This window comes from Rhizobium hidalgonense (assembly GCF_002914525.1).
Taxonomy (GTDB): domain Bacteria; phylum Pseudomonadota; class Alphaproteobacteria; order Rhizobiales; family Rhizobiaceae; genus Rhizobium; species Rhizobium hidalgonense.
This window is the reverse complement of the sequence record NZ_LODW01000022.1, coordinates 1-25,841: the sequence shown is the minus strand read 5'-3', so window position 1 is coordinate 25,841 and position 25,841 is coordinate 1. Positions and strand designations below refer to the sequence as shown.

Here is a 25,841-nt window from a genome sequence, read left to right as displayed (position 1 = left end):
AGGCAAAAGCCTTTCTTTGCGCCAAACCGGCAGCTGCGGAAATGCTGTTTCCGTTCCTATCAAAGGAAGGCGGTCAGGATGCCAGCCGCCATCCGGGTCCCGTCGCCTCGTTGGTGAAATCGTCGAAGGAGAGCGGCCGCGCGAAGGCGTAGCCCTGCAGGATGTCGCAGCCGAGATCGCGCAGCAGTTCGGCATGAGCTGCCGTTTCCACGCCTTCGGCCACGGTCTCGACACCGAGCGAGCGGGCGATCTCGATGATAGAGCGGACCAGCGCCCGCTCCTGCGAGGCGCCGACGATCGGCTGCACCAGCTGGCGATCGATCTTCAGCCGCTTCGGTTTCAGCTTCAGCAGGCTGACGATCGAGGTATGGCCGGTGCCGAAATCGTCGATCTCGATATCGATGCCGAGCGCCTTGATGCGCTCGAGATTGTGCGAGACGACGTCCTCGCTCTCGTCGAGGAAGATCGATTCCACCAGTTCGAAGGAGAGTTCGCCGGGGCGGATATGCAGATCGGCAAGCGATTCCAGCAGGCTGCCGTCATGCAGCCGCCGCGCCGAAACATTGACCGAGACCTTCGGCACGGCAATGCCCAGCGCCGTCCAGCGCATCTTGTCGCGCAGCGCCGTTTCCAGCACGATCCGGTCGAGCATCTGCACGACATTGATCTCATCGGCGATGCGCAGGAACTTGTCGGGGGCGAGCCACCCCTTGGACGGGTGCTTCCAGCGTACCAGCGCCTCGACCCCGGTCAGCTCCATCGTCCGGGCTGAGAATTGCGGCTGGTACCAGGCGGTGAATTCGCCATTGTCGATGCCGGCGAGGATCTCGTCAGCCGTGCGCTTGGTGTTGATGATATCGGCCTGGAGATTGTGATTGAAGAATTCGAAGCGGTTGCGGCCCATGCTCTTGGCGCGGTAGAGTGCGATATCGGCATTGATCAGCACCTTGCGCGCATCGACATGAATGCCGTTGGCAAGCGCCACACCGATCGACACGCCGCAGCGGCAGGAGAAACCCTGAAAATCGATCGGCTGGCGCATCTCCTCGATGATCCGCGTCGAAAGCTCGGCCATCTCCTTATCGCCGACATCGAGTGCGAGGATGACGAACTCGTCGCCGCCGATGCGCGCGACGAGATCGCTGCCGCGGACATTCCTGGCGAGCACCCTCGAGGCATGCACCAGCATCGCATCGCCGGCGGCATGGCCAAGCGTATCGTTGATGTCCTTGAAGCGGTCGAGGTCGATATGCAGGATCGAGAATTTCTGCCGCTGCCGGCGACCGTCATGCGTCAGCTCTTCCAGCGCGATATCGAGCTTGCGGCGATTGGCGAGTGCGGTCAGCGGGTCGTGCAGCGAATTGTGCTCGATCCTGTTCTTGGCAAGCTCGAGCTCGATATTCTTGGCGACCGCCTCGTCCTTGGCCGCCTTCAGCCGGATCGTCATCAGCACGTCTTCGGTGGCATCGAAGGCGATGCCCATGATCTTCATCTCGCCGGTCCCCGTCTGGTGGACCTTGCCGACCGAGCGCACATAGCGCACCGCGCCGTCGTTGCCGATCACCCGGCAGACGAGGGTGTGCGTATCGCCGTTCTTCTTGAAGTAACGCGCGCTTTCCAGCGCCAATGCCCGATCCTCGGGGTGGATGCAGCCAAGCCAGGTCTCCTCGGTCATGAAGCCGTTGCGCGGCGTAAGCCCATAGAGCTCGTGCATGCGCTCGTTCCAGATCGAGCCGCCCCGGTCGGGCCGCGCTTCCCAGATGCCGCATTGATAGGAATTGAGCGCCAGGTCGAGCCGGCTCGACAGCTCGGCGAGCTGTCCCTCGCGGCTGGAAAGCTCTTCAAGCGCCAGCTCCAGCTCGGCATTCTTGACCTCGCTCATATCCCTGGCCTTGCGCAGCGTATCGGTCGTTTCCGCATCGGCGGTCACGTCCCAGACGATGCCGATCGTCTTGCTGACGCCGCCGGCATCGGTATAGAAGGCGCCGACCGAGCGCAGGTGGCGGATGCCGCCGCCGGCAAGCAGGATGCGGTACTGCGCCGTGCAGGCAGCCCCGGCGATGCTGCAGCTGAAGAAATGCACTTCGGCGATATCGCGGTCCTCGGGCAGGATCGCCGCCAGCCATTCGTCGAGCGCCCGGCTTCCCTCCTGAGCCGGCTTGCCGTGCAGGGCCGCGGCGCGCGCGTCCCAAAACAGGCTGTTCGTATGATCCTGCAGCTCCCAGATGCCGATATTCGAGGACTCCAGCGCCAGATCGAGGCGCTGCGATAGTTCCTTGAGTTTCGCCTCGCGTGTCTCCAACTCGGTGATGTTGCGATTGCGCTCGCCGAGCAGGAGTGTGGCGAAGAAAATCGGGATGATGATGATGCAGCCGGCGGCGGCGACGATCAGGCGCAGCTCGGTTCGGTTTTCCGGTATCGCGTCCCAGCCGCTGTTCGGAACGACCGAGAGTTCCCACTTGCCGCCGGCAAAGCCGATCTTCTGGCGCATCGGCTCCTTGTCGTCGATATCGGACGATCCGAAGAAGGGTGCCATCGCGGCCCTTGCCGGCGAGCCGATATCCCGGATGGCGATCGAAAGATGGTCGAGATGCGGATAACGTTCCCGGTTCTCGCGGTCGCGCGCCGGCATCAGCCCGGTCGCCTCGTAGAACATCTGCTGGTCGATGACCAGTTCGACCGCTCCCCAAACCCGCCGCTGGCCGTTCTCCTTGACAAAAACCGGGAAGAATATGGCAAAGCCGTCCCGGCCGTCGGTGCTGACCGGGCCATAGAAGCGTGCCGACTGATCGCCGGCCGCTGGCGTCATTGTCTGGCGTGAAAACAGCGTTGCGCGTACGTCGCGGCCGATCTGCTCATTGCCGGGTAGCCTGGGATAGACGTTGTCGATAATGAAATCCGGTGCGACCGCGATGTGAATGAAGGACGGATTCTGGATCAGCAGCCAGTTGATCTGCCGCTCCATCTCCTCTCCGTTTGCGGCGCTGACGGAGATCAGATTGGCAAGGTCGCGGACCATGCTGAGGTCCATATTGATCTCAGCCATGACCCGGGCGCGGATGAGATTCGCCTCGCTTTCGGTGCGGATATGCAGTTCGCGCACATAAGATTGAGTATTGGCCCGGTCGAGGCCGAAGCCGACCATGATGACGACAAGGGCGACAAGCGAAGAAACCAGAAAAGAGACGCGGGTATTCTTCAACACGCGCCGCAACTGCTTGTTGTCGCTCAGCCTGGATAGCAAAATGAAACTCCCATCTTCTGGGCGACTGTAGGGGGCGGGGGTTAATTTACGATTGCCCGCAGGCGATGCCAAAAATCATGGAAAGGGAAAAACAGCGGTTAACACCGTGTCTTGATTATATTTAAAATCCTATTCATCAATTGGGCGGGAAAAGCCATTCTTCCGGGCAATTTTCGCCATATTCAGGAGGCTATCTGTGACCAGTCATGTTCTCGTGCAGCGTTTCAAAAGGATTGTCGCCATGCGTTTCGTCGTCGCCACGCTTTTGGCAACAGCAAGTTTTCTGTCCCCGATGAGCGGTTTTGCCGAGAGCGCCGATGTCGAGGCGACGATTAAGAAAGTCGACACCGCCAATCTGGTGTTGACGCTCGATGACGGTAAAACCTATCAGGCGCCCGAGGAGTTCAATTTCGACGGCCTCGAAGCCGGCGTGAAGGTCATCGTCTTCTATACCGAGGTCGACGGCAAGCGCGTCATCAACGATCTCGATATCGTCAAGTAGGCAACTTTAAGAATGAGGTTTGTGCCCAAAGGCTGCCCCTTACCCTAACCCACTCCCCGCAAAAACGGGGCGAGGGGACGTGCCCCACGAGAGCTCGGTGGGGGAACGGAGAGGTTGGCGGCTTGTCGCTTCTCCCGGGGTCGAGACCCGTGGCTCGACCGCGGTCGGTGCCGGCAGGCGGATGAGGGGCAGACAGGATGTCCCGATTTTGCCTTGAGCTGCTAACGTGCCGCCAGGCGATGGTACGAATTCGCAATCTCTACAGCCAGACGATCGTCCGCTCAGCGGTGTCGATCCTGGCGATCCGGTCCTGCGGGATTGCGCCTTCCGCAGCGCTGATCTTCGGCAAGTCGGAAATCGTCTGGAAAAGCGTGCGGATGACGCCGCCATGCGTGACGCAGACCGTCGGACGGTCGACGGAGTTCAGCCAAGAGCCGGTGCGCCAGGAGAGGATCTCGTAGCTTTCCGCGTCATCGCCGGGCGGAATGAAATCCCATTTCGCGGCGTTGCGCTCCGCCACCCGCTCGCGCTGCGTCGCCTTCAGCTCCTTGAGCGTCGAGCCCTCCCAGTCGCCGAAGGATATCTCGACCAGCCTGCGATCGGTGCGATAGGCAAGCGGCGGCAAGCCCATGGCGGCGCGGACGATTTCCATGGTCGCGCGCGTGCGCTGCAGCGGGCTTGCGACGAAATCGAATTCATCGACTGTGTCGCCGAGAATTTCGCCGAGCGCCAGCCCGTTCTGGCGGGCCTGCTCCAGGCCCGTGGCATTCATCGGAATGTCCTTCTGGCCCTGCAGGCGACGCTCGGCATTCCAGTCGGTCTGACCGTGTCTGATCACGTAGATAAGCACGGTCTAGGCTCCGGGAATGCTTCAGTCCTTGACGACCGAAATGTCGGGGGCGTCGACCGCCTTCATTCCGATGACATGATAGCCGCTGTCGGCATGGTGCACTTCGCCGGTGACGGAGCGCGACAGGTCCGACAGCAGATAGAGGCCGACATCGCCGACTTCCTCGATGGTGACGGTACGGCGCAGCGGCGCGTTATATTCGTTCCACTTCAGAATATAGCGGAAATCGCCGATGCCGGAGGCGGCAAGCGTCTTGATCGGGCCGGCCGAGACGGCGTTGACGCGAATGTTCTGCGGTCCGAGGTCGACGGCCAGATATTTGACGCTCGCCTCGAGTGCCGCCTTGGCGACACCCATAACATTATAGTTCGGCATCACCTTTTCGGCGCCGTAATAGGTCAGCGTGAGCATGGCGCCGCCATCCGTCATCAGCTTCTCGGCGCGGCGTGCGACCGAGGTGAAGGAATAGACGGAGATTTGCATCGTCTTGGCGAAGTTGTCGGCCGAGGTGTCGACGTAACGGCCGGTCAGCTCGTCCTTATCGGAGAAGCCGATCGCATGCACCAGGAAATCGATCTTGCCCCAGAGCTTCTCGACGTTTTCGAAAACGGCGTCGATGGTTTCTTCGTCGGCAACGTCACAATGGCCGACGAGCGTCGCGTCGATTTCGGCGGCGAGCGGCTCGACGCGCTTCTTCAGCGCATCGCCCTGATAGGTGAGCGCGACTTCTCCGCCCTGCGCATGAATGGCCTTGGCAATACCCCACGCAATCGAACGATTGTTGGCGACACCCATGATGACGCCGCGTTTGCCTGCCATGAGGCCGGATGCTTGAGCCATATTTCGCTCCCTAGGAATTCTGATCGATCCTGCCTATGGCATAGGCCGCTAATCGGTTCAAGCTTGGCCTGGATCATCAACTGTTAGGTATCGTAACAAAGGGTGCGAAAGTCATAAATATTTCACAGGAACAGGCCTTCGCGCATGCTCCGCATGAGATCGGTGACCTTGTCGTCGGGTTTTTCCCACAGGATAATGCGCAATTCGACGACGAGATCGCCTCTGCCGCCCTCTTCGCGGGGCAATCCCTGGCCGGGGATTTTGATCGTCTTGTCCGAGCCCGACCAGGCGGGGATGGTAATGTCGAGCGGCCCGCTCGGCCCCTCGATGCGCGCCTCGGTGCCGAGCACGGCATTTTCGATGCTGAGCGGCAGCACAGCATGCAGATCGAAACCATCGACCGTGAAGCGCGGATCGGGCGCAATGCGAATGGCGATGACGGCATCGCCGCGCTGCATGCCCGGCAGCTTGAAGCCCTGGCCCTTGAGCCTGATTTCGTCGCCATCCCTCGTGCCTGCCGGCAATGCGAAGCCGATCTCGCGGCCTTCCGGCAGCGACGCGGTGATCCAGCTGCTCTTCAGCACGTCGTCGATCGTCACTGTCGCCGTCGTCACCTCATCGGGTGCTTTTTCGAGGCCCGTATCCTTGGCGCCGGTGAAACGGCGCACCAGGGATGTGAGGATGCTGAGCGGCAGCGGAAGATTGGCGCCGGCATTGGCTGCCGTCTCCCCGGCGTCCTCGTCGCCCGCGGCTTCAGTGGCATCGCCATCCGCGCGCCTGCCGGTCTCGCCCGCTTGCTGGTTTTGTGCTTGCTGGTTCTGGGCCTGCTGATATTGCGCCTGCTGGGTGCGACCCTGCGCCTGGCCGCCGCCGGCAGCGCGCGCCTGGGCGCCGAAAATACGCTCGACCATTTCCTCGGCCGGCTCGGCCGATCCTGCCTGCCTGGAGCCGTCGGCTGCCGCCTTCTGGGCGGCGCGCGCAAGCTCCTCCATCACGCGCTCGGCATTGGCCTGCGCCGCCTTGGCGCGCACGGCGGCCTCACGCGCTGCCTGGCGCTGCTGCATGATCGTCTGTTCCTGCTTCTTGGCTTCCGCCATCCGCACGGCATTGTCGAACAGGCTGCGTTTGCGCGGATCCTTCAGCGTTTCATAGGCGCGGCCGATCTCGGCGAACCGGGCCGTCGCCGTCGGATCGCTTTGATTATGGTCGGGATGGGCTGCCTTGGCCATATTGCGCCAAGCCGCCTTGATCTCGTCTGCTGCCGCGTCGCGGTTGACGCCCAGAATTTTATAAGGATCGCGCATGTCAAACCGCCGGTGTTGCGATGCGGGAAGCCACGTCCTTGCCCGGCATCCCCGTCCAATAAAACTTGTGCGGCGCCACCCGCCACAAAGGCAGGAAGAGCCACTTTCAACGCCGATCCTGCGGCGGAGTTGCTAATCACTTGTTATTTCTGTGGAGAGATGTGGGGTGTTTCGCGGCGAATGGTTAGCTCTTCGCTAAGCATCCGGCAGAAAGCGGTCGCGCATTAACTGTTTGGGAGGGCGTCGCGCATCTTTTCGGGGCGCGCACGCGGGAACGCAACATTTTGGATTGTGCCTGGGAGGGCTTCGCTTACCCGCCGGATCAGCTCTCCGGCTGAAAGCTCAACAGCTGCCAGTTGCCGCCGCCGACCAAGCAGGTCTTCCCGTAGAATTTGGCGATGCCGACATAGGAATGGCGGGTCGTGCGGAACTGCCGGCACACCTGGCCTGATTCGTTGTTCTCGACGATCGTATCGATGACGCCGGCGCTGCCCGTCGATGCATTCGCCCAGGGAAGCGGTTGACCCTCGAGCCTTTGCACGTCGGCCGAGGTCACGGCGTTGCGCACGGTCATCTCGTCCGACAGCGTATCGGTGCTCGGCGGCGTCTGCGGCACGGTGCCGGTCGCCACCGACCGGTCGACCTTGGCTTCGCTCAAGAAATCCATACCGCCTGCCACGCAGCCGGAAAGCGAAAGCATTGCAGCGCCGATGACGAAGAACGTGCTGCTGCGTCGCCGCAGGCCCTTTGTATGGCGATATGACTTTGCTATGACTTCCACCCTGCGTCCTGTCCAGTTACCAAAAGCTGGGCGAGTTTTGAAAAATCCGGGGCATTTGAACCAATATGTCGGCAAACGAGTTAACAAGCGGTGACTTTACCGAAAGTGGCGAACCCTTCAAGCTCTTTGCCGAATGGCTTGGAGAAGCGGAGGCCTCCGAGCCCAACGACCCGAACGCCGTGGCGCTGGCAACGGTCGATGAGGATGGTCTTCCCAATGTCCGCATGGTTCTCCTGAAGGGATTCGATGACGACGGTTTCGTCTTTTACACCAATTTCGAGAGCCAGAAAGGCCGTGAAATTCTGGGCCAGAAAAAGGCCGCCATGTGCTTTCACTGGAAAAGCCTGCGCCGTCAGGTAAGGCTGCGCGGCCCGGTCGAGATCGTCACCGACGCCGAAGCGGACGCCTATTTCAAGACGCGGGCGCGCGGTAGCCGCATCGGCGCCTGGGCGTCGAAACAATCCCGCCCGCTTGAAAGCCGTTTCGCGCTTGAAAAGGCCGTGGCCGAATATACCGCCCGTTATGCCATCGGCGAAATTCCGCGTCCCGCCCATTGGTCGGGCTTCCGCATCCGGCCGACCTCGATCGAATTCTGGAAGGACCAGAACTTCCGCCTGCATGACCGCATCGAATTTCGCCGGCCGTTACCGGAAGGCAAATGGGACAGGGTCAGGATGTATCCGTAAGCTGTCCTATTTTCCCAGCAGCTTCAGCGGAATGCCGGAGGCGAGCGCCGAGACATAGCGTCGCTTCTGGTAGAAGCCATTCAGCGAAAAGCGCGGGAGATAACCGGTCAGCCGTGCTGCCGGCAGCCCGGGCTGGGTGGTCACCGCAAGCTGAAAGCCGAGATCGCGGGCAATCGCCGCCTCGCGGGCGGTAGCCGCCTCCGGCGTGCCGTAGGGATAGGCGATCGTCTTGGGACGGATGCCGGTCACCGCCTCGACGTAATCGGCCGAAACCTGCATTTCGATTCGCGCTTCGGCATCCGGCAGGCGGGCCAGCGCCCGATGGCTGATCGTATGGGCGCCGAGTGTGGCGAGCGGATGGCTCGCGAGCCATTGCAACTGACCAGGCCCCATGACCAGCTCGCGCGTGATATCGGTCGGCTCGATGCCGTTTTCCCGCGCCAGCATGTCGATTGCCGCCACCGCGCGCGCCTCGTCGGATCGGTGGATATACCCGGCGAAGCGGTCGAAGGCATTCCACTGCTGCTGCGGATCGTCGAGCGCTAAGCGCTCGCTGCCGCGGCCGAAATCGAAGCGGATTTCGCCCAACCGGCGCAACAGCACGGCGAGTGTCTCCCACCAGATGCTGTGGGAACCTTCGGCAAAGCCCTTTGCGACGAAAACCGTAAACGGCGCCTGATGCTGTTCGAACACCGGCAGCGCGTGCTCCAGATTGTTGATGTAGCCGTCGTCGAGCGTGAAGGCGGCAAACGGCTTGCCGCCCTCGGGCTCGGCCAGCAGCGCCGGCACATGATCGAGCGGTACGAAGCGATAGCCCTCCCGCCGCAGCCGCCGCAGCGCCGTATCGAGAAAGCCGGGGGTGATTTCGAGATGCGCATTCGGCTCGAAAGCCTGGGCCACGTGCGGCCGGACATGATGCAGCGTGAAGACCAGGCCGCGTCCGCGCGCTTGCCGCATCAGCCCGGCGGCGGCGATGAGCCAGGAAACCTCGAGCCCGGCGCCGATCGCCGCGCGTTTTGCCAGTCGCTTGAATTGTCCCGTCATGCGCCGTCCGTTGCTCTTTTCCGGGAAACTAGCAAGCGCGGCTTAAGCCTTGCTGAATCCCGATTTCACACGGCGCTTTCATTTCCTGTTAACCAAGGCGATGAAAAGACTAGAAAAATGATAGGAGTTGCCTCAAAGTCGCGCCAAACTTGCCGCTTCTGTCACATTACGGCACAAGAGCCGATCCTATCGAGAGCCGACGCATCAAGGGGAACTGCATGAGAACGCTTCTGGCGGCCGTTTTGACCGTAACGCTGGCCGTTTCGGCACCTCTTGCAGCCTTGGCCGGCAGCGCCTCGCTGATTCTCGATGCCCGGACCGGCAAGGTTCTCGCCGCCGAAAATGCCGATACGCTGAACCATCCGGCCTCGCTGACGAAGATGATGACGCTCTATCTCACCTTCGAGGCGTTGAAACGCGGCAAGATTGCCTGGGACACCCCGATCAAAATGTCGAAATACGCCGCCGCCCGGCCGCCGACCAAGCTCGGCGTCAAGGCCGGCGGCACGATCACCGTGCGCGAGGCGGTCTATGGCATGATCATCAAGTCCGCTAATGACGCCGCCTCCGCCATGGGCGAGACGCTCGGCGGCTCGGAAAGCGGTTTTGCCCGGATGATGACGGCCAAGGCCCGCCAGCTCGGTATGAGCCGCACCGTCTTCGTCAACGCCTCCGGCCTGCCGGACGGCCGCCAGGTGACCACGGCGCGCGATATGTCGACGCTCGCCATCGCGCTGATGAAGAATTATCCGAACGAATACAGGCTGTTTTCGGCGGCAAGCTTCAATTTCCGCGGCCGCACCGTGCGCGGTCACAACAATCTCATGTACCGCTACCAGGGCATGGACGGCATCAAGACCGGTTACACCAACGCCTCCGGCTTCAATCTCGTCAGCGCCGTCCGGGACGGCAACCGCCGCGTCGTCGGCGTCGTGCTCGGCGGTCGCACCGCCCGCAGCCGCGACGCCAAGATGGCCGGTCTGCTCGACCGGTATCTCGGCCGTGCCTCCTCTTCCGGCGGCGCCAAGCTGGTGGCGAGCGTTGGCGCCAGGGAGCCTGTGGAAGTGGCGTCGGCCGCCGACGCTTCCGATGTTCCGGTGCCGCTCAGCGCACCGCGCCCAGCCGACGATCTCGCAGCAAAGAGCCTGGCTTATGCCGATGACGCCGTCGTGCCGCTGGAACGTCCGGTCGCAATGGACGAAATCCTGAACGCCGGCAAGGCGCCGAAAATGTCTGCAGCAAAGACCGATGGCGACTGGCAGATCCAGATCTCGGCCGCCCCGAGCGCCGATGCGGCGCGCGCGCTTCTCGCCCAGGCGAAGTCGGAAGGCGGCGCGCCGCTGGTTTCCGCCTCGCCCTATACCGAAGCAGTCGGTAAGGGCGCCAACAGGATCTATCGCGCCCGTTTCGTCGGCTTTGCCAGCAAGGATGCCGCAGTCTCGGCCTGCGATGCACTGAAGCAGCGCTCCTATGACTGCATGCTGCTGCCGGACCAAGGCTGATCGCCGCGACGCCACTCAGGCAATTCGCTCTGGACAAGCATCGGGAATCAGCGTCTCCTCCATAAACAAAAGGAGAACATCCATGTTGCGCCGTCTTGCCGACCAGTTCGAAACCTCATCCTCTGTTCACGTTGCTGCCAACAACATCGAGCGCGATGCCGACTGGTTCCTCCTGAAGCTGCAGGAGGAAATGGGTGAACTGACCCAGGCATGGAATCGGCTGACCGGCCGCGGCCGTGCAAAGGGCCGCTCTGCTGAAGACATGCAGCGCGATCTCGCCGACGAGACCGCCGACGTTCTCGGTCATCTTCTGCTGTTTGCCCGTCACAACGATCTCGATCTCGCCGCCGCGATCGAACGGAAGTGGCTGTTTCGGCCGGCCGAGGTGGCGAAGAGCTGATGCATGTCGGCGAGAGTCAGCCGACCTTATAGCGGTAGAACTTGCTGTCCACCGCCATCAGCGGGAAGGAGCGGGGCAGGGCGCTCTTGGTAATCTCGGTAAAACCATTCTTCTCGTAGAAGCGTTGGGCGGCGACGAACTTGTCTGTTGTGCCGAGGAAGATATCGGTGAGGCCGGCGTCCCTGGCATGGGCGATCAGGCGATCGAGCAGCAGCGCCGCCACGCCGTGCTCGCGGCCGCGGACTTCGGCTGAGACGAACATCTTGCGCAGCGCCGCCTGGTTGTTGCCGATATCCTTGAGCCCGAGCGTGCCGACGATGGCGCCGTCCTTGACGGCGACCCAGAACTCACCTTTGCCGGACTGATAGAAATCCGGGATGACCCGGAGATCCGGCTGCGCATCGGCTGATATATCGATGCCGAACTCCTCGCGCTGGATCGGCAGGATCACCGACAGCACGGCATCGGCGTCATCGGCGGCAAAGGGTCTGATTTCGATCTCCGCCATCACTCACCCCTCAGGTCTGCGTGCCGCCGACGGTGATCTGATCCATGCGCAGATGCGGCTGGCCGACGCCGACCGGAACCCACTGGCCGCCCTTGCCGCAATTGCCGATGCCGGTATCGAGCTTCATGTCGTTGCCGATCATCGACACCCGCTTCATCGCGTCCGGGCCGTTGCCGATCAGCATGGCGCCCTTGATCGGCGCGCCGATCTTGCCGTTTTCGATCAGATAGGCCTCGGTGCAGCCGAAGACGAATTTGCCGGAGGTGATATCGACCTGGCCGCCGCCGAAGGAAACGGCATAGATGCCCTTCTTCACCGAGGCGATGATTTCCTCAGGCGTCTTGTCGCCGCCGAGCATGTAGGTGTTGGTCATGCGCGGCATCGGCACATGCGCATAACCCTGGCGGCGGCCGTTGCCGGTGGGCTGCATGCCCATCAGCCGGGCGTTCTGCCGATCCTGCATGTAACCGACGAGCTTGCCGTTCTCGATCAGCACGTTGTAGCCGGATGGGGTGCCCTCGTCGTCGATGGTGATCGAGCCGCGGCGGTTGTCCATCGTGCCGTCATCGACGACGGTGACGCCGGGGGCGGCGACCATCTGGCCGAGAAGGCCTGAAAAAGCCGAGGTCTTCTTGCGGTTGAAATCGCCTTCCAGCCCGTGCCCGACAGCCTCATGCAGCATCACGCCCGGCCAGCCGGAGCCGAGAACGACGTCCATCGTGCCCGCCGGCGCATCGATCGCTTCGAGGTTGACGAGCGCCTGGCGCAGCGCCTCGTCGGCGCCATATTGCCAGCTGCCCTCGGCAATGAAATCACCGAAGCCGATGCGCCCGCCGCTGCCGTAGGAGCCGCTTTCCTGCCGGTCGCCTTCGCCGACCATGACCGAAATGTTGATGCGCGTCATCGGCCTGATGTCGCGGACGCGATGCCCGTCGGCACGCAGGATGTCGACGACCTGCCAGCTCGCCGCGACCGAGGCCGTCACCTGCCGCACCTTGTCATCCTTACCTCTGAGATAGGCGTCGATGTCCTGCAGCACCTTGACCTTCTCTTCGAAGCTCGGCTGGCCGATCGGGTTCTGGTCGCCGTAGAATTTCTTGTTGGTGCCTTGCGGGGCTGCCGCATAGGAGCCGGAATAACCGCGCGTCACCGCGCCGACCGCATCGGCCGCCCGTTTCAGTGCCGCCACCGAGAGATCGCCGGCATGGGCGTAACCCACCGCTTCGCCGGCAACGGCGCGTAAGCCAAACCCTTGCTCGGTATTGAAGCTGCCGCCCTTCAGCCGGCCATTGTCGAAGGTGAGCGCTTCGGCCTGCGCATGCTCGATATAAAGCTCGCCGTCATCGGCGCCGGACAGCGCCTCGGCCACGTGCTTGCGCATCGTCGCTTCGTCGGCATCGAATAGCGTCAGGAGATCGGTGGTCATAATATGGCTCCAATGGGCATGCGTTCGGGAATGCGCCTATGCCTTAGATAGGGCTCCTAATGATAAGGAGTGAAGCCCTACGGTCGAATTATTATTATCGGGTAGGGCCGTCGCAGGAGATGGAATGCTCTTCGAAAGAGAAGCAAGCGATTTTATCGCTTTGCGCCTTCCGCTGCACAAGGGCGCACCTAGCGGACCGATCTCCCCATGCGCCGGCGCCAAGTTTGGCTGGTGCGTCACCTCGTCCTCCGTCATCCTCGGCCTTGAGCCGAGGATCCATGTCCGGCACTGATGGATGCCGCGTGGATGCTCGGGTCAAGCCCAGGGTCAAGCCCGAGCATGACGGAGTGTGAGGGGCTTCTGCAGCAAGTGCAGCGAAGACGGAATGCGAGCGGAATTGCGTTGCGCGCTTGCATGCCCTCAGGGCAGAGCGTCGAAACCTTCGGCAAAACCTTTGAGATCAACAGGAATGCCGATGCCTTCTTCCGGCGTCTGGAAGACGATGAAGGTCGCCTGGGCGCCGCTGCGGAAGGTTTTGAGCAGCTCGTCCTCGAGCACCACCTCGGCATAGCAGCCGTCGGCGAAGCAGCGCACGAAATAAGCGCGGCCGATATCCTTGCCGTCGACATTGAGCCCGAGGCCGTTCGGCAGCAGCACGCCGAGGGGTGCGAGCACGCGCAGGATCTTCGACTTGCGGTCGGCGGTCTTCAGGACGACGACGGAAAGCCCGACCTCCGGCCGATCCTCGGCGATGACGTTCTGCATCAGCGCGCATTGTTCGGTCGCAGCCCCCGCCGGCTTGTCGCAGACGACGGACCATGCGCCGTGATTGGATTTCACCGTGCCCGGCGCCTGCGGCTGGGTCTGGCCGGGCGACACCTGGATGTTCGGGTTGGCAGCCGAGGGCTGCTGCGCCGGGGCAGGGGCAGGGGCCGCCGCGGCAGCTGGGGGCTTGGCTGGCGTCGGTGTGGGTTGCTGCGCGAAAACGGGCGTCGCCGCTGCGGCCGCGATGCTGGCAGTCACGAGAAGCGACTGCGCGAGGGAACGGAAACCCATGGAAACCTCTGGATATCGAATCATTTGCGGCTATTGTTGAAGCTGCCCACCAAAAATGAAAAGCCCCACCCCGTGAAAACCGGGGGACTGCGGCGGAAATTGGACCTTTCGGCAAGAATGTGCGGCGCGCGGATTGGCCGGAAAGCCGATTTTTCATATGCTGATGAAAAACTTGGGATGTTTTGCCGTTCCGGCCTGCCTATGCTTTCAGCAAAAATGCCGCATAGACAATTGCTCTGGCCTGTTGCGGCAAATGGCAAACTGTGGTTTGAAGCGCTGAAGATGGCAAGGATTCTGCGTTCTATTTTGCAGGTCAAGCGCTCGAGGGAGATAATAAGGTGATGAAGAAGGCTTATGCAGCCCTGACCACTCTGGTCTGTCTGCTTTTTGCTTCCGGCACATATGCCGACCAGCCAATGCCGTGGCAGGCGACGCTGCAGCCGGCGGCAACGCCGATCATGCGGGAAATCCACTGGTTCGAACAATATACCCTGTGGTTTATCGTTCCGATCACGCTTTTCGTTCTGGTCCTGCTCATCGTCGTCTGCGTCAAGTTCCGCGCCAGCGCGAACCCGGTCCCCTCGAGGACAAGCCACAACACGATGATCGAGATTGCCTGGACCGTGGGGCCGGTCCTGGTGCTGCTGCTGCTTGCCATTCCCTCGTTCAACCTGCTGACGGCGCAGCTGACGCTGCCTGAAAACCCCGATGTGACGATCAAGGCGACCGCCACCCAGTGGCAGTGGAACTACGAATATGAAGGTTCGGGCGACAGCCCGCTGGCCTTCGATAGCTACCTGCTCAAGGATCAGGATCGCGCAGCCGCCGGCAAGGAAGACAAGTCGGTCTATCCCAGGCTGCTCGCCGTCGACAACGAGCTGGTCCTGCCGGTCGGCAAGACGGTGCGCGTTCTCGTGACCTCGGCGCCGACCGACGTCATCCACGCTTTCGCCATGCCGTCCTTCGGGGTCAAGATCGACGCCGTGCCGGGCCGCCTGAACGAGACCTGGTTCAAGGCCGAGCGCGAAGGCCTGTTCTATGGCCAGTGTTCCGAGCTCTGCGGCAAGGACCATGCGTTCATGCCGATCGCCATCCGCGTCGTCTCCGAGGACAAGTACAAGCAGTGGCTGACGGCAGCCGCCAGCGACCTGCCCGGCGCCTACAAGACACTCATGGCCGCAACCGATGGTCCCGCAAAGACCCTCGACGTCGCCGAAGCACAGTAATTAAGGGGATCGGGACAATGGCTGGACCTTCCGCTCACGACGATCATTCTCACGGTCACGCTCATGACCACGCCCACGATGATCACGACCACCACGATCACGGGCACAAGCCGAGCTTTGCCAATCGCTGGCTGTTCTCGACCAATCACAAGGACATCGGCACACTCTATCTGATCTTCGCGATCATCGCCGGCATCATCGGCGGCGCGCTGTCGGTTGCCATGCGCATGGAGCTGCAGGAGCCTGGCATCCAGATCTTCCACGGCCTGGCCTCGATGGTCTACGGCTATGAGGGCGATGCGGCGATCGACGGCGCAAAGCAGATGTTCAACATGTTCACGACAGCGCACGCGCTGATCATGATCTTCTTCATGGTCATGCCGGCGATGATCGGTGGTTTTGCCAACTGGATGGTGCCGATCATGATCGGCGCGCCCGACATGGCTTTCCCGCGCCTGAACAACATCTCTTTCTGGCTGATAGTTCCGGCCTTCGCGCTGCTCTTGCTGTCGATGTTCGTCGAGGGCCCGGCAGGCGCCTATGGCACCGGCGGCGGCTGGACGATGTATCCGCCACTGGCGACCAGCGGTACGCCCGGTCCGGCGGTCGACCTGGCGATCTTCGCGCTCCATATTGCCGGCGCCTCGTCGATCCTCGGTGCGATCAACTTCATCACCACGATCCTCAACATGCGCGCTCCGGGCATGACGCTGCACAAGATGCCGCTGTTTGCCTGGTCGGTGCTGATCACCGCCTTTCTGCTTCTGCTGTCGCTGCCGGTTCTGGCGGGCGGCATCACCATGCTGCTCACCGACCGTAACTTCGGCACCTCCTTCTTCTCTCCGGAAGGCGGCGGCGACCCGATCCTCTACCAGCACCTGTTCTGGTTCTTCGGTCACCCCGAGGTCTACATCCTCATCCTGCCGGGCTTCGGCATGGTCAGCCACATCATCTCGACCTTCTCGAAGAAGCCGATCTTCGGTTATCTCGGCATGGCCTACGCCATGGTCGCGATCGGCGCCGTCGGCTTCGTCGTCTGGGCCCACCACATGTATACGGTCGGCCTGTCGCTCGACGCGCAGCGCTACTTCGTCTTCGCGACGATGGTCATCGCCGTTCCGACGGGTGTGAAGATCTTCTCCTGGATCGCGACGATGTGGGGCGGCTCGATCTCGTTCCGCACGCCGATGCTCTGGGCGATCGGCTTCATCTTCCTGTTCACGGTCGGCGGCGTCACCGGGGTCCAGCTCGCCAATGCCGGTCTCGACCGCTCGCTGCATGACACCTATTACGTCGTGGCCCATTTCCACTACGTTCTGTCGCTCGGCGCGGTCTTTGCGATCTTCGCCGGCTGGTACTACTGGTTCCCGAAGATGACCGGCTACATGTACAACGAGTTTGTCGGCAAGCTGCATTTCTGGATCATGTTCATCGGCGTCAACCTGGTGTTCTTCCCGCAGCATTTCCTCGGCCTTGCCGGCATGCCGCGCCGCTACATCGATTATCCGGATGCCTTTGCCGGCTGGAACTATGTGTCCTCGATCGGCTCCTACATCTCGGCCTTCGGTGTGCTGATCTTCCTCTTCGGCGTCTTCGAAGCCTTCGCCAAGAAGCGCCTCGCCGGTGACAATCCGTGGGGTGAGGGCGCAACGACGCTCGAATGGCAGCTGCCTTCGCCGCCGCCCTATCACCAGTGGGAACAGCTTCCGCGCATCAAGTAATTGCGCGGGTATCAGGACGCCGCATTTGTTACGGCGTCCTGCTATTCTGATACTCAGGACGGAATAATGACGGTCATCGACAATCACGAGGTACTTGCAAAGGACGGCGAATTGTCGGAAGCGAGTGCACGCGATTATTTCGAATTGCTGAAGCCGCGGGTGATGTCGCTCGTGGTCTTCACCGCCTTTGCCGGCCTGGTGCTGGCGCCGGGCCACATCCATCCCGTTCTCGGCCTGATCGCCATTCTCTGTATCGCCGTCGGCGCCGGCGCCTCCGGCGCGCTCAACATGTGGTACGATGCTGATATCGACGCCATCATGAGCCGCACCGCCAACCGTCCGATCCCGGCCGGCCGTATCGCGCCCTCTGAGGCTCTGGCCTTCGGCCTGGTGCTGTCTGGCTTCTCGGTCGTTATCCTCGGCCTCGCCGTCAACTGGCTCTCGGCTGGTATCCTCGCCTTCACCATCTTCTTCTATGCCGTCGTCTACACCATGTGGCTGAAGCGCTCGACGCCGCAGAACATCGTCATCGGCGGCGCCGCCGGCGCCTTCCCGCCGATGATCGGCTGGGCCTGCGTGACCAACAGCGTGACGATCGAAAGCACCGTTCTCTTCCTCATCATCTTCCTGTGGACGCCGGCGCATTTCTGGGCGCTGGCCCTGTTCAAGATGCGCGACTACGAAGCCGTCGGCGTGCCGATGCTGCCGAACGTTGCCGGCGAGCGGGCGACCAAGCATCAGATCGTCGCCTATGCGGTGCTGACCGCCGTCTGCGCGGTTTTGCCGTCCTTCCTCGGTTTTGCGAGCTTCGGTTACGGCCTGGTGGCGGCAGCCCTCGGCGCGATCTTCATCTACTGTTCCATCGCCGTCTGGCGGATGCCCGACGGCGATCTGAAGATGATCCCAGCAAAGAAGCTGTTCGCCTTCTCGATCTTCTATCTCTTCGCCGTGTTCTCCGCTCTGATGATCGACCGGCTGGCGTCGATGCTGGTCTCGCATGCGGGAGGTTGGTTCTGATGGATCTCGTCAAGCTCACCGAAAAGCAGATGAAGTCGCGCCGCAACCGCAACATCGCCCTCGGGCTGGTGCTGGCCGGCCTCGTCATTCTCTTCTACGCGATCACCATCGTGAAGATCGGCGGGGGAATGGCCGGATGAGCGACAGCCCCGCCGCACCGAAGAAACAGGGCCGCAACAACGGCGCCGTCGTCATGATGTGCCTGAGCTTCGTCTTCGGCATGGGCGCGATGAGCTATGCCGCCGTGCCGCTCTACCGGATCTTCTGCCAGGTCACCGGCTATAACGGCACGACGCAGCGCGTCGACCAGGTGTCGAGCGTCGTGCTCGACCGCACGATGCGCGTCACCTTCGACGCTAATGTCGCGCCCGGCCTGCAATGGGATTTCAAGCCGGTCGAGCGCGAGGTCAATCCGAAGATCGGCGAAACCATACAGGTGAATTTCACCGCCGAGAATCGTTCGAACGAGACGCAGCGTGGCCAGGCGGTGTTCAACGTCACGCCGGGCGAGGCGGGCGTCTATTTCAACAAGGTGCAATGTTTCTGCTTTACGGAAACGGACCTGAAGCCGGGCGAGAAGCTCGACATGCCGGTGGTGTTCTACATCGACCCTGAGATCGTCAAGGCGGTGGAATCCAAGAATATCCATACGGTGACGCTGTCATATACGTTCTACCCGAAAGAGGGTCCGAAGCCTTTGGCTTCGAATGAGGGTGGAGCGGTAAAGAGTGAAAAGAAACTTTGATCAAGGCTCGTTTCCGGCTATGCCGGGAGCGGAGTGAAGGAAGACATCCGGGGATAGCTACATGGCCGATGCTCATCAGAAGAATCACGACTACCACATCATCGATCCGAGCCCGTGGCCGATTCTCGCCTCGCTCGGCGCCTTCATCATGGCGATCGGCGGCGTCTGCTATATGCGCTACCTGAACGGCGGCTCGTTCAAGGTCGCCGGCGCCGAGCTTGCCAATCCCTGGCTCTTCTACATCGGCTTCGCGCTGGTTCTCTACGTCATGTACGGCTGGTGGGCCGATACGGTGAAGGAAGCCCATGAGGGCTCTCATACCCGCGTCGTTTCGCTGCACCTGCGCTACGGCATGATCATGTTCATCGCCTCGGAAGTGATGTTCTTCGTCGCCTGGTTCTGGGCCTATTTCGACGCCAGCCTCTATCCGAACGAGGCGATCCAGGCCTCGCGCCTGCTCTATACCGGCGGCACCTGGCCGCCGAAGGGCATCGAGGTTCTCGACCCCTGGCACCTGCCGATCTACAACACCGTTATCCTGCTGCTCTCCGGCACGACGGTCACCTGGGCGCACCATGCGCTGCTGCACAACGACCGTAAGGGCCTGATCCAGGGCCTGACGCTGACGGTGCTGCTTGGCATTTTCTTCTCCAGCGTCCAGGCCTATGAATATGCCCACGCGCCCTTCGCCTTCAAGAATTCGATCTACGGCGCGACCTTCTTCATGGCGACCGGCTTCCACGGTTTCCACGTCCTCATCGGCACCATTTTTCTGCTGGTCTGCCTGATCCGGTCGCTGCGCGGCGATTTCACCCCGAAACAGCATTTCGGCTTCGAGGCCGCCGCCTGGTACTGGCACTTCGTCGACGTCGTCTGGCTGTTCCTGTTCTTCTGCATCTACGTCTGGGGCGGCTGGGGCGCACCGGTCGCGGCAGGCTGATCGGAGCGATATACAAGCAGAAGGCGGGCCTGGTGCCCGCCTTTTTTATGTGTGGTTTCCCACGCTCCGTTCTTGTCAATGAGGAAGGAAGCGGCTGCCGCAAATCTCTTCTCCACTCGCCATCGTTGGTTTACGCGAGGCGCAGACGACAGAATGATGATTGCCTGGTATTTGAAGGTCGAGGTGGCTCCCATGGTTTTCTGGATAGCTGGTGTGGTTGGATTGGCGATCGCTTATCTCATCGGTTCCACGCCGACGGGTTATCTCGCGGGTAAACTGCTCCGCGGCATCGATATTCGCAACCAGGGCTCGGGATCCACCGGGGCGACGAACGTGTTGCGAACCCTGGGGAAATGGCCTGCCTTGGCCGTGCTCCTGGTGGATGTGCTGAAAGGCGCAGGGGCGATCTTCTTTGCCGGCTGGCTTTATCCGCGGCTGCATGGAGTACTGCACGACATGCCGCCGGCGGCGCTTGATCTACAAGCTTGGCTGCCCTGGGCCGTTTGCCTGGCCGGACTTGCCGCATTGCTGGGGCATAGCCGTTCGATCTGGCTGAATTTCAAAGGCGGCAAATCCGTTGCGGCGGGGCTCGGCCTGTTGCTCGCGATATCCTGGCCGGTGGGATTGGGTGCTCTGACGGTTTTTGGTGTTGTGCTGGCCGTCTTCCGGATTGTTTCCCTTGGTTCGATGCTGGCGGCTCTGACTGCAATCGCCCTCATCTGTGGCCTGGAGCAGCCCTTACCCTATCGCTTGCTAGTGATATCAGGCGGCATTTATGTGATCGTGCGCCATCGCGCCAACATTCAGCGGCTGCTGGCAGGGACGGAGCCGCGTCTGGGACAAAGCAGCCCGGAATCGAAAACGGCAGCGCAAAGTTAGAGCGGCGATCTGGGACCGTCGCCCGATCCGCTGCCGTGATCGGAGGACTCGATTTCCTTCGCCATCAGCGGGCTGATCTTGCCAGGGTCGACCATCACCCAACCCAGCTTTTCATAAAAAGGAACGGCATCCGGCGCGGCATAGACCTCCAGGCGGCTGAGGCCCCGGCTTGCCGATAATCTCTCGACCTCGGACATCAAAATCCGCCCCAGACCCTGTCTCTGATATTCCGGCATGATGGCGACAAGTCGCACGATGCCGGTCGTGCCTTCCGACAGATCGAGGCGGACCGTGCCGAGGGCGACGCCGTCTTTCCTGAGCAGCAGCGGCATATGGCCAGGTGCATGTTCATCCGGATGCGTATCATCGTAGCCGTCGAGGCCGCGCAGATCGAACAAAACGTGCCGCCGGATGGCATGATAGGCCCGCCACTCTTCGACCTTTTTCACTTGCAGAAATTCAATCCCCATCGCTATCGATCCCGCATTCTCGGCCTTCTTTTGAAACACGAAACCTTCACCGCCCGCCGGCGATCCGTTCGAAGGCCGAGGGTTCGGGAATACCGAGATCCAATTGATGGCGGATCGCCTCGGCGCATTCGAGCGCGGTCAGGACTGATGTATCGACCTCCATGTCATAGACGCCGGGCCGGTGCACCTCGTCCTGCCAGCGCTGCACCGGCTCCGGCACGGGCGTCTCCTCGGTGGCTCTTACATATAGTGTCTCGCGGCCTTCCTGTTTGAATTCCCGCCGCCGCATGATCGTCTCGATCGGACAGCGCACGCCGACGAACAGCACTGAGAAGCCTTCCAGGCGGCGGGCGCAGTCACCGAGAATGCCGAGCGGCTCGGAATAGCTGTCATGATGGCCGAGATCGGCCACCACATTGAGCCCCAATCCGGCATGGATGGCGATCGATTCGTACAGCGCGGCATAGAGGAACGGCACCAGCTCTTCGAGCTCCGGCCGCTCGCCGCCCGGCCTCAGGCCGATGCCGGGCAGGTAGCGCTTCGGGGTCATGGCATTGTAGCTATCGACGCCGAGGTTGATCCACGGTCCCTCGAATTCGTCCTGGATTGCGCGCGCAATGCTGGATTTGCCGCTGCGCGGCGCACCGTTCAAAATAATGATCTGTCCGGCATGGTTGTCATTGGTCATCAGTCTTCTTCTTCTGTTTGGCACGAATCGCTCAGGGGTCCGCGCAGGCATTTCCATTCGGGATGCGAATACTTTATGGGAGAGTTAAGGCAGCATGGAATTGTCAGGAGGAATGGCATGAGCGAGGACAGCGCCCACTATCCGCCGGTCGATCCGGTCAAAACCGGCATCAAGGGCTGCTGCCCGCGCTGCGGCCAGGGAAAACTGTTCGATGGCCTGCTCGGCCTGAAGCCGCGCTGCGCCTCCTGCGGCCTCGATTATTCCTTCGCCGATGCCGGCGACGGCCCCGCCGTCTTCGTCATCCTCATCGTCGGCTTCATCGTCATCGGCATGGTGCTGTGGCTGCAGGTGAATTACGCCCCGCCGATCTGGGTGCACATCCTGCTCTTCGCTCCGCTGACGATTATCCTGTCGCTTGCGACGCTGCGCTGGTTCAAGGGCATCCTGATCGCCATGCAATACCGCCACAATGCCCGCGAAGGACGCCTGAGTGACTGATATCCAACATGCCGCGCCGCGCCGCCTATTGCCTGTGGCAACCGGCATCCTGGTGCTGATCGCGCTTTCCATCCTGATTTCGCTCGGCACCTGGCAGGTGGAGCGCCTCCACTGGAAGGAAGGCCTGCTTGCCGATATCGCCGCGCGCCAGGCGGCCGCTCCGGTGCCGCTCGCCGAGATCGAGGCGATGGCGGCTTCAGGCGGTGATATCGAATACCGCAAGGTCACCGCCACCGGGCGCTACATCAACAACAAGGAGCGGCACTTCTTCGCCACCTGGCAGGGCCAGACCGGCTTTTACGTCTATACCCCGCTTGAGCTTGCCGACGGGCGCACCCTCCTGGTCAATCGCGGCTTTGTTCCCTATGAGAACAAGGAACCGGAAATGCGCATGCAGGGCCAGTTGACGGATCAGCAGACCGTCACCGGCCTGGCGCGTGCCAAACTGCCCGGCAAACCCTCCTGGGTGGTGCCAGACAACGACGTCGCCAAGAATATCTTCTACTGGAAGGATCTCGACGTGATGGCAGAGAGCGTCGGGCTGGAAAAGGCCCGCGTCCTCCCGTTTTTCGTCGACGCCGATTCCACGCCCAATCCGGCCGGCCTGCCGATCGGCGGCGTCACCCAGGTCGATCTGCCGAACGACCATTTGCAATATGCCTTCACCTGGTACGGGCTTGCCGCCGTGCTTGTTGTCGTGGTGGCGATCTCCTGGTTCCGCAAACCCGGCAAGCAGCCCGCGCAATAGTATTGCTTCAATTCCCGGCCATATTGGGCTAGAGGTCGCTTATCCCGACGCGGTACGGAATTTTGACGGAAAAGACATGAATATTGCGGCGAAACCTCCCTTGACGATCAGGCTCTGCGGGCCGCGCGGCTTCTGCGCCGGCGTCGACCGGGCGATCCAGATTGTCGTGCTGGCGCTGAAATCCTATGGCGCGCCGGTCTATGTGCGCCACGAGATCGTCCATAATCGTTATGTCGTCGAGGGGCTGGAGGCCAAGGGCGCCGTCTTCGTCGAGGAACTGGACGAGATCCCGGCCGAGCACCGCGCCCAGCCGGTGGTCTTCTCCGCCCATGGCGTGCCGAAATCCGTGCCGGAGGATGCGGCGAGCCGCAATCTCTTTTATCTTGACGCCACCTGCCCGCTGGTCTCCAAGGTCCACAAGCAGGCGATGCGCCACAATCGCCTCGGCCGCCATGTCGTGCTTATCGGCCATGCCGGCCACCCCGAGGTGATCGGCACGATGGGTCAACTGCCGGAGGGTTCGGTTTCGCTGATCGAGACGATCGAGGATGCCGACGCCTACGTTCCCGCCGATCCCGACAATCTCGGTTACGTCACCCAGACGACGCTGTCGGTCGACGATACGGCCGGCGTAATCGCCCGGCTGCACCAGCGCTTCCCGAACCTGACCGCGCCGGCGGCCGACTCGATCTGTTATGCGACGACCAATCGCCAGGAAGTGGTGAAGCAGGCGGCCCCCGGCTGCGATCTTTTCATCATCGTCGGCGCGCCGAATTCGTCCAATTCCAAACGCCTCGTCGAAGTGGCGCTGAGGGCAGGGGCGAAGAAATCGATCCTGGTGCAGCGCGCCGCCGAACTCGACTGGGAGGAGATCGGCGCGATTTCGACGCTCGGCCTTTCCGCCGGCGCCTCCGCCCCCGAGGTCATCGTCAACGAGATCATCGAGGCTTTCCGCGCCCGTTTCGACGCTCAGGTCGAACTGGCCGAAACGGTGCAGGAAACCGAGAATTTCCTGGTCAACCGCGAATTGCGCAGCATCGAGCTGACGGCGGCCGACATGGCCTTCGTCAACGGCTGATCTTCATCCTGAAAACCTTGTCGCGACGCCGGATGGTCGATGCGGCGGAGCCAATATCAACAGTGCAAAGACGAGACCTCCCTTGGCAGTCTATACCGATATCGCCGAAGACGATCTGAAATGGTTCCTGACGGAATATGACACGGGCACGCTGCTCTCCTATAAGGGGATCGCCGAAGGCGTCGAAAACTCCAATTTTCTGCTGCACACCTCCAAGGACCCGCTGATCCTCACGCTCTATGAGAAGCGCGTGGAAAAGACCGACCTGCCGTTCTTTCTCGGCCTGATGCAGCATCTTTCCGCCCGCGGCCTCTCCTGCCCGCTGCCGCTGCCAAGGCGCGACGGCGCGCTGCTCGGCTCACTCTCCGGCCGCCCGGCCGCGCTGATCTCCTTTCTCGAAGGCATGTGGCTGAGAAAGCCGGAGGCGAAACATTGCCGCGAGGTCGGCAGGGCCCTGGCCGAGATGCATGTGGCCGGCGATGGTTTTGCGCTGACGCGCCCGAACGCCCTGTCGATCGACGGCTGGCGCGGCCTCTGGGAAAAATCGGAAGATCGCGCCGGCGAGGTCGAGCCCGGCCTCCAGGACGAAATCCGCGGCGAACTCGATTTCCTCTCCACCGCCTGGCCGAAGAGCCTGCCGGCCGGCGTCATTCATGCCGATCTCTTCCCCGACAATGTCTTTTTCCTCGGCGATCAGCTCTCCGGCCTGATCGATTTCTATTTCGCCTGCAACGACCTGCTCTCCTATGACGTCTCGATTTGCCTGAATGCCTGGTGTTTCGAAAAGGACGGCGCCTACAACATCACCAAGGGCACGGCGATGCTCGAGGGTTATCAGAGTGTCCGGCCGTTGAGCGGCGAAGAGATCGCTGCCCTGCCGGTGCTGTCGCGCGGGTCGGCGCTACGTTTCTTCCTGACCCGGCTCTATGACTGGCTGACGACGCCTGAAGGCGCCATGGTCACCAAGAAGGACCCGCTCGAATATCTCCGCAAGCTGCGCTTCCACCGCCAGATCGGCTCGGCCGCCGAATACGGATTGAGCCTATGAAACACGTCGATATCTTCACCGACGGCGCATGCTCCGGCAATCCCGGCCCCGGCGGCTGGGGCGCCGTGCTGCGCTATGGCGACGTCGAAAAGGAGCTGTGCGGCGGCGAGGCCGACACCACCAACAACCGCATGGAACTGCTGGCGGCGATCTCCGCACTGCAGGCCCTGAAGAGCCCTTGCGAGGTCGATCTCTATACCGACAGCGCCTACGTCAAGGACGGTATCTCCAAGTGGATCTTCGGCTGGAAGAAAAACGGCTGGAAAACCGCCGACAAGAAGCCGGTGAAGAATGCCGAACTCTGGCAGGCGCTGGAGGCGGCCCGTGACCGCCACAAGGTGACGCTGCACTGGGTGAAAGGCCACGCCGGCCACCCGGAAAACGAACGCGCCGACGAACTTGCGCGCCGGGGCATGGAGCCGTTCAAGAAGGGCAAGGCGGTTTCGTTTTAGGGTGCCGTGCGCCGATAGCTGCCCCTCACCCTAACCCTCTCCCCTCAATGGCGGGGAGAGCGGACGTGCCATGTGAGAGGCATGCGGGGGGACGGAGAGGGCGCCGCATATCCCCTTCTCGGGGAGCAACCATGTTTAATTTTTGCTGTATTGTGGCGTCCATTCGGTCTTGCGAAAGAGGATTGTGT

The 25,841-nt window shown here is 61.9% G+C and carries 29 protein-coding genes; 18 read left to right on the top strand and 11 right to left on the bottom strand.

Annotation, left to right across the window (positions count from 1 at the left end):
• Window positions 1-73: 73 nt before the first annotated feature.
• Window positions 74-3,244, bottom strand: coding sequence for a bifunctional diguanylate cyclase/phosphodiesterase (locus tag ATY29_RS01455; protein WP_097534750.1), 3,171 nt, complete (start codon window positions 3,242-3,244; stop codon window positions 74-76).
• Window positions 3,245-3,485: 241 nt separating this feature from the next.
• On the opposite strand from ATY29_RS01455, the gene ATY29_RS01450 reads away from it, so the two are divergent.
• On the top strand, window positions 3,486-3,746 hold the full coding sequence (locus ATY29_RS01450) for a DUF1344 domain-containing protein (RefSeq protein ID WP_003569889.1): 261 nt from the start codon (window positions 3,486-3,488) through the stop codon (window positions 3,744-3,746).
• 259 nt (window positions 3,747-4,005) lie between these two features.
• Here the strand turns inward: ATY29_RS01450 and ATY29_RS01445 are convergent, their stop codons facing one another.
• From ATY29_RS01445 to ATY29_RS01430, 4 genes are all read right to left on the bottom strand, one after another.
• Window positions 4,006-4,596, bottom strand: coding sequence for a histidine phosphatase family protein (locus ATY29_RS01445; RefSeq protein WP_025415494.1), 591 nt, complete (start codon window positions 4,594-4,596; stop codon window positions 4,006-4,008).
• Window positions 4,597-4,617: 21 nt separating this feature from the next.
• Window positions 4,618-5,436 carry an enoyl-ACP reductase FabI gene (gene fabI, locus ATY29_RS01440; RefSeq protein WP_003569881.1) on the bottom strand — a complete coding sequence of 273 codons (819 nt, stop codon included), beginning with the start codon at window positions 5,434-5,436 and terminating at the stop codon, window positions 4,618-4,620.
• A gap of 122 nt (window positions 5,437-5,558) precedes the next feature.
• Window positions 5,559-6,740 (bottom strand): DnaJ C-terminal domain-containing protein, encoded by a 1,182-nt coding sequence (locus ATY29_RS01435; RefSeq protein WP_097534748.1) that lies wholly within the window; start codon window positions 6,738-6,740, stop codon window positions 5,559-5,561.
• Window positions 6,741-7,062: 322 nt separating this feature from the next.
• Entirely contained in the window at window positions 7,063-7,521 is a 459-nt protein-coding gene (locus tag ATY29_RS01430; protein WP_097534746.1) for an RT0821/Lpp0805 family surface protein, read from the bottom strand.
• Window positions 7,522-7,586: 65 nt separating this feature from the next.
• Between ATY29_RS01430 and pdxH the strand changes: the two genes are divergently transcribed.
• Window positions 7,587-8,207, top strand: a complete 621-nt coding sequence (pdxH, locus tag ATY29_RS01425) for a pyridoxamine 5'-phosphate oxidase (RefSeq protein WP_003569876.1) — start codon at window positions 7,587-7,589, stop codon at window positions 8,205-8,207.
• Between the two features lie 6 nt (window positions 8,208-8,213).
• On the opposite strand, the gene ATY29_RS01420 is transcribed toward pdxH, so the two are convergent.
• Window positions 8,214-9,251, bottom strand: a complete 1,038-nt coding sequence (locus tag ATY29_RS01420; protein WP_003569874.1) for a polysaccharide deacetylase family protein — start codon at window positions 9,249-9,251, stop codon at window positions 8,214-8,216.
• A gap of 218 nt (window positions 9,252-9,469) precedes the next feature.
• Here ATY29_RS01420 and ATY29_RS01415 point away from each other — a divergent pair, with 218 nt between their 5' ends.
• Together ATY29_RS01415 and ATY29_RS01410 are read left to right on the top strand one after the other, a co-directional pair.
• Window positions 9,470-10,753 (top strand): D-alanyl-D-alanine carboxypeptidase family protein, encoded by a 1,284-nt coding sequence (locus ATY29_RS01415; protein ID WP_025415497.1) that lies wholly within the window; start codon window positions 9,470-9,472, stop codon window positions 10,751-10,753.
• Window positions 10,754-10,835: 82 nt separating this feature from the next.
• A complete protein-coding gene (locus ATY29_RS01410) occupies window positions 10,836-11,153 on the top strand; it encodes a nucleoside triphosphate pyrophosphohydrolase family protein (protein ID WP_003569871.1) in 318 nt (105 codons plus the stop codon).
• Window positions 11,154-11,169: 16 nt separating this feature from the next.
• Here ATY29_RS01410 and ATY29_RS01405 read toward each other — a convergent pair whose 3' ends face one another.
• Together ATY29_RS01405 and tldD are read right to left on the bottom strand one after the other, a co-directional pair.
• Window positions 11,170-11,661 carry a GNAT family N-acetyltransferase gene (locus ATY29_RS01405; protein ID WP_097534744.1) on the bottom strand — a complete coding sequence of 164 codons (492 nt, stop codon included), beginning with the start codon at window positions 11,659-11,661 and terminating at the stop codon, window positions 11,170-11,172.
• A gap of 10 nt (window positions 11,662-11,671) precedes the next feature.
• Entirely contained in the window at window positions 11,672-13,087 is a 1,416-nt protein-coding gene (tldD, locus tag ATY29_RS01400) for a metalloprotease TldD (RefSeq protein WP_097534742.1), read from the bottom strand.
• A gap of 124 nt (window positions 13,088-13,211) precedes the next feature.
• Here tldD and ATY29_RS36655 point away from each other — a divergent pair, with 124 nt between their 5' ends.
• Entirely contained in the window at window positions 13,212-13,379 is a 168-nt protein-coding gene (locus ATY29_RS36655) for a hypothetical protein (RefSeq protein WP_165779381.1), read from the top strand.
• Window positions 13,380-13,507: 128 nt separating this feature from the next.
• Here ATY29_RS36655 and ATY29_RS01395 read toward each other — a convergent pair whose 3' ends face one another.
• Window positions 13,508-14,167, bottom strand: coding sequence for an invasion associated locus B family protein (locus ATY29_RS01395; RefSeq protein WP_025415500.1), 660 nt, complete (start codon window positions 14,165-14,167; stop codon window positions 13,508-13,510).
• A 12-nt stretch (window positions 14,168-14,179) separates the two neighbouring features.
• Here ATY29_RS01395 and ATY29_RS01390 point away from each other — a divergent pair, with 12 nt between their 5' ends.
• The 8 genes from ATY29_RS01390 to plsY all read left to right on the top strand — a co-directional run bounded on the left by ATY29_RS01390 (window position 14,180) and on the right by plsY (window position 20,671).
• Window positions 14,180-14,485 carry a hypothetical protein gene (locus ATY29_RS01390; RefSeq protein ID WP_128399274.1) on the top strand — a complete coding sequence of 102 codons (306 nt, stop codon included), beginning with the start codon at window positions 14,180-14,182 and terminating at the stop codon, window positions 14,483-14,485.
• Window positions 14,485-15,369 carry a cytochrome c oxidase subunit II gene (coxB, locus tag ATY29_RS01385; RefSeq protein ID WP_003569863.1) on the top strand — a complete coding sequence of 295 codons (885 nt, stop codon included), beginning with the start codon at window positions 14,485-14,487 and terminating at the stop codon, window positions 15,367-15,369. The genes ATY29_RS01390 and coxB overlap by 1 nt, the downstream gene beginning before the upstream one ends.
• Window positions 15,370-15,386: 17 nt before the next feature.
• The gene (gene ctaD, locus ATY29_RS01380) at window positions 15,387-17,090 is read left to right on the top strand and encodes a cytochrome c oxidase subunit I (protein WP_003569861.1); all 1,704 of its coding nucleotides are present in this window, start codon (window positions 15,387-15,389) and stop codon (window positions 17,088-17,090) included.
• Window positions 17,091-17,156: 66 nt separating this feature from the next.
• Window positions 17,157-18,107 carry a heme o synthase gene (locus tag ATY29_RS01375; protein ID WP_003569859.1) on the top strand — a complete coding sequence of 317 codons (951 nt, stop codon included), beginning with the start codon at window positions 17,157-17,159 and terminating at the stop codon, window positions 18,105-18,107.
• On the top strand, window positions 18,107-18,247 hold the full coding sequence (locus ATY29_RS36650; protein WP_003569857.1) for a cytochrome c oxidase system small membrane protein: 141 nt from the start codon (window positions 18,107-18,109) through the stop codon (window positions 18,245-18,247). The genes ATY29_RS01375 and ATY29_RS36650 overlap by 1 nt, the downstream gene beginning before the upstream one ends.
• Window positions 18,244-18,852: a cytochrome c oxidase assembly protein gene (locus ATY29_RS01370; RefSeq protein ID WP_025415503.1), complete on the top strand. Its 609-nt coding sequence runs from the start codon at window positions 18,244-18,246 to the stop codon at window positions 18,850-18,852. Before ATY29_RS36650 ends, ATY29_RS01370 begins: the two co-directional genes overlap by 4 nt.
• 61 nt (window positions 18,853-18,913) lie before the next feature.
• Window positions 18,914-19,792, top strand: coding sequence for a cytochrome c oxidase subunit 3 (locus tag ATY29_RS01365; RefSeq protein WP_003569853.1), 879 nt, complete (start codon window positions 18,914-18,916; stop codon window positions 19,790-19,792).
• A 192-nt stretch (window positions 19,793-19,984) separates the two neighbouring features.
• On the top strand, window positions 19,985-20,671 hold the full coding sequence (gene plsY / locus ATY29_RS01360) for a glycerol-3-phosphate 1-O-acyltransferase PlsY (RefSeq protein WP_003569851.1): 687 nt from the start codon (window positions 19,985-19,987) through the stop codon (window positions 20,669-20,671).
• On the opposite strand, the gene ATY29_RS01355 is transcribed toward plsY, so the two are convergent.
• Together ATY29_RS01355 and ATY29_RS01350 are read right to left on the bottom strand one after the other, a co-directional pair.
• A complete protein-coding gene (locus ATY29_RS01355) occupies window positions 20,668-21,141 on the bottom strand; it encodes a GNAT family N-acetyltransferase (RefSeq protein WP_003569848.1) in 474 nt (157 codons plus the stop codon). The genes plsY and ATY29_RS01355 overlap by 4 nt on opposite strands.
• 46 nt (window positions 21,142-21,187) lie before the next feature.
• Window positions 21,188-21,829: a chloramphenicol phosphotransferase CPT family protein gene (locus ATY29_RS01350; RefSeq protein ID WP_003569845.1), complete on the bottom strand. Its 642-nt coding sequence runs from the start codon at window positions 21,827-21,829 to the stop codon at window positions 21,188-21,190.
• Window positions 21,830-21,946: 117 nt separating this feature from the next.
• On the opposite strand from ATY29_RS01350, the gene ATY29_RS01345 reads away from it, so the two are divergent.
• The 5 genes from ATY29_RS01345 to rnhA all read left to right on the top strand — a co-directional run bounded on the left by ATY29_RS01345 (window position 21,947) and on the right by rnhA (window position 25,653).
• The gene (locus ATY29_RS01345; protein ID WP_097534740.1) at window positions 21,947-22,327 is read left to right on the top strand and encodes a DUF983 domain-containing protein; all 381 of its coding nucleotides are present in this window, start codon (window positions 21,947-21,949) and stop codon (window positions 22,325-22,327) included.
• A complete protein-coding gene (locus tag ATY29_RS01340; RefSeq protein ID WP_097534738.1) occupies window positions 22,320-23,075 on the top strand; it encodes an SURF1 family protein in 756 nt (251 codons plus the stop codon). The genes ATY29_RS01345 and ATY29_RS01340 overlap by 8 nt, the downstream gene beginning before the upstream one ends.
• Before the next feature lie 76 nt (window positions 23,076-23,151).
• The gene (gene ispH, locus ATY29_RS01335) at window positions 23,152-24,153 is read left to right on the top strand and encodes a 4-hydroxy-3-methylbut-2-enyl diphosphate reductase (RefSeq protein ID WP_003569840.1); all 1,002 of its coding nucleotides are present in this window, start codon (window positions 23,152-23,154) and stop codon (window positions 24,151-24,153) included.
• Between the two features lie 82 nt (window positions 24,154-24,235).
• Window positions 24,236-25,201, top strand: a complete 966-nt coding sequence (locus ATY29_RS01330; RefSeq protein WP_097534736.1) for a homoserine kinase — start codon at window positions 24,236-24,238, stop codon at window positions 25,199-25,201.
• Complete coding sequence (gene rnhA / locus ATY29_RS01325) at window positions 25,198-25,653, top strand: ribonuclease HI (RefSeq protein WP_025415509.1); 456 nt, start codon at window positions 25,198-25,200, stop codon at window positions 25,651-25,653. Before ATY29_RS01330 ends, rnhA begins: the two co-directional genes overlap by 4 nt.
• The last annotated feature ends 188 nt before the right edge of the window (window positions 25,654-25,841 follow it).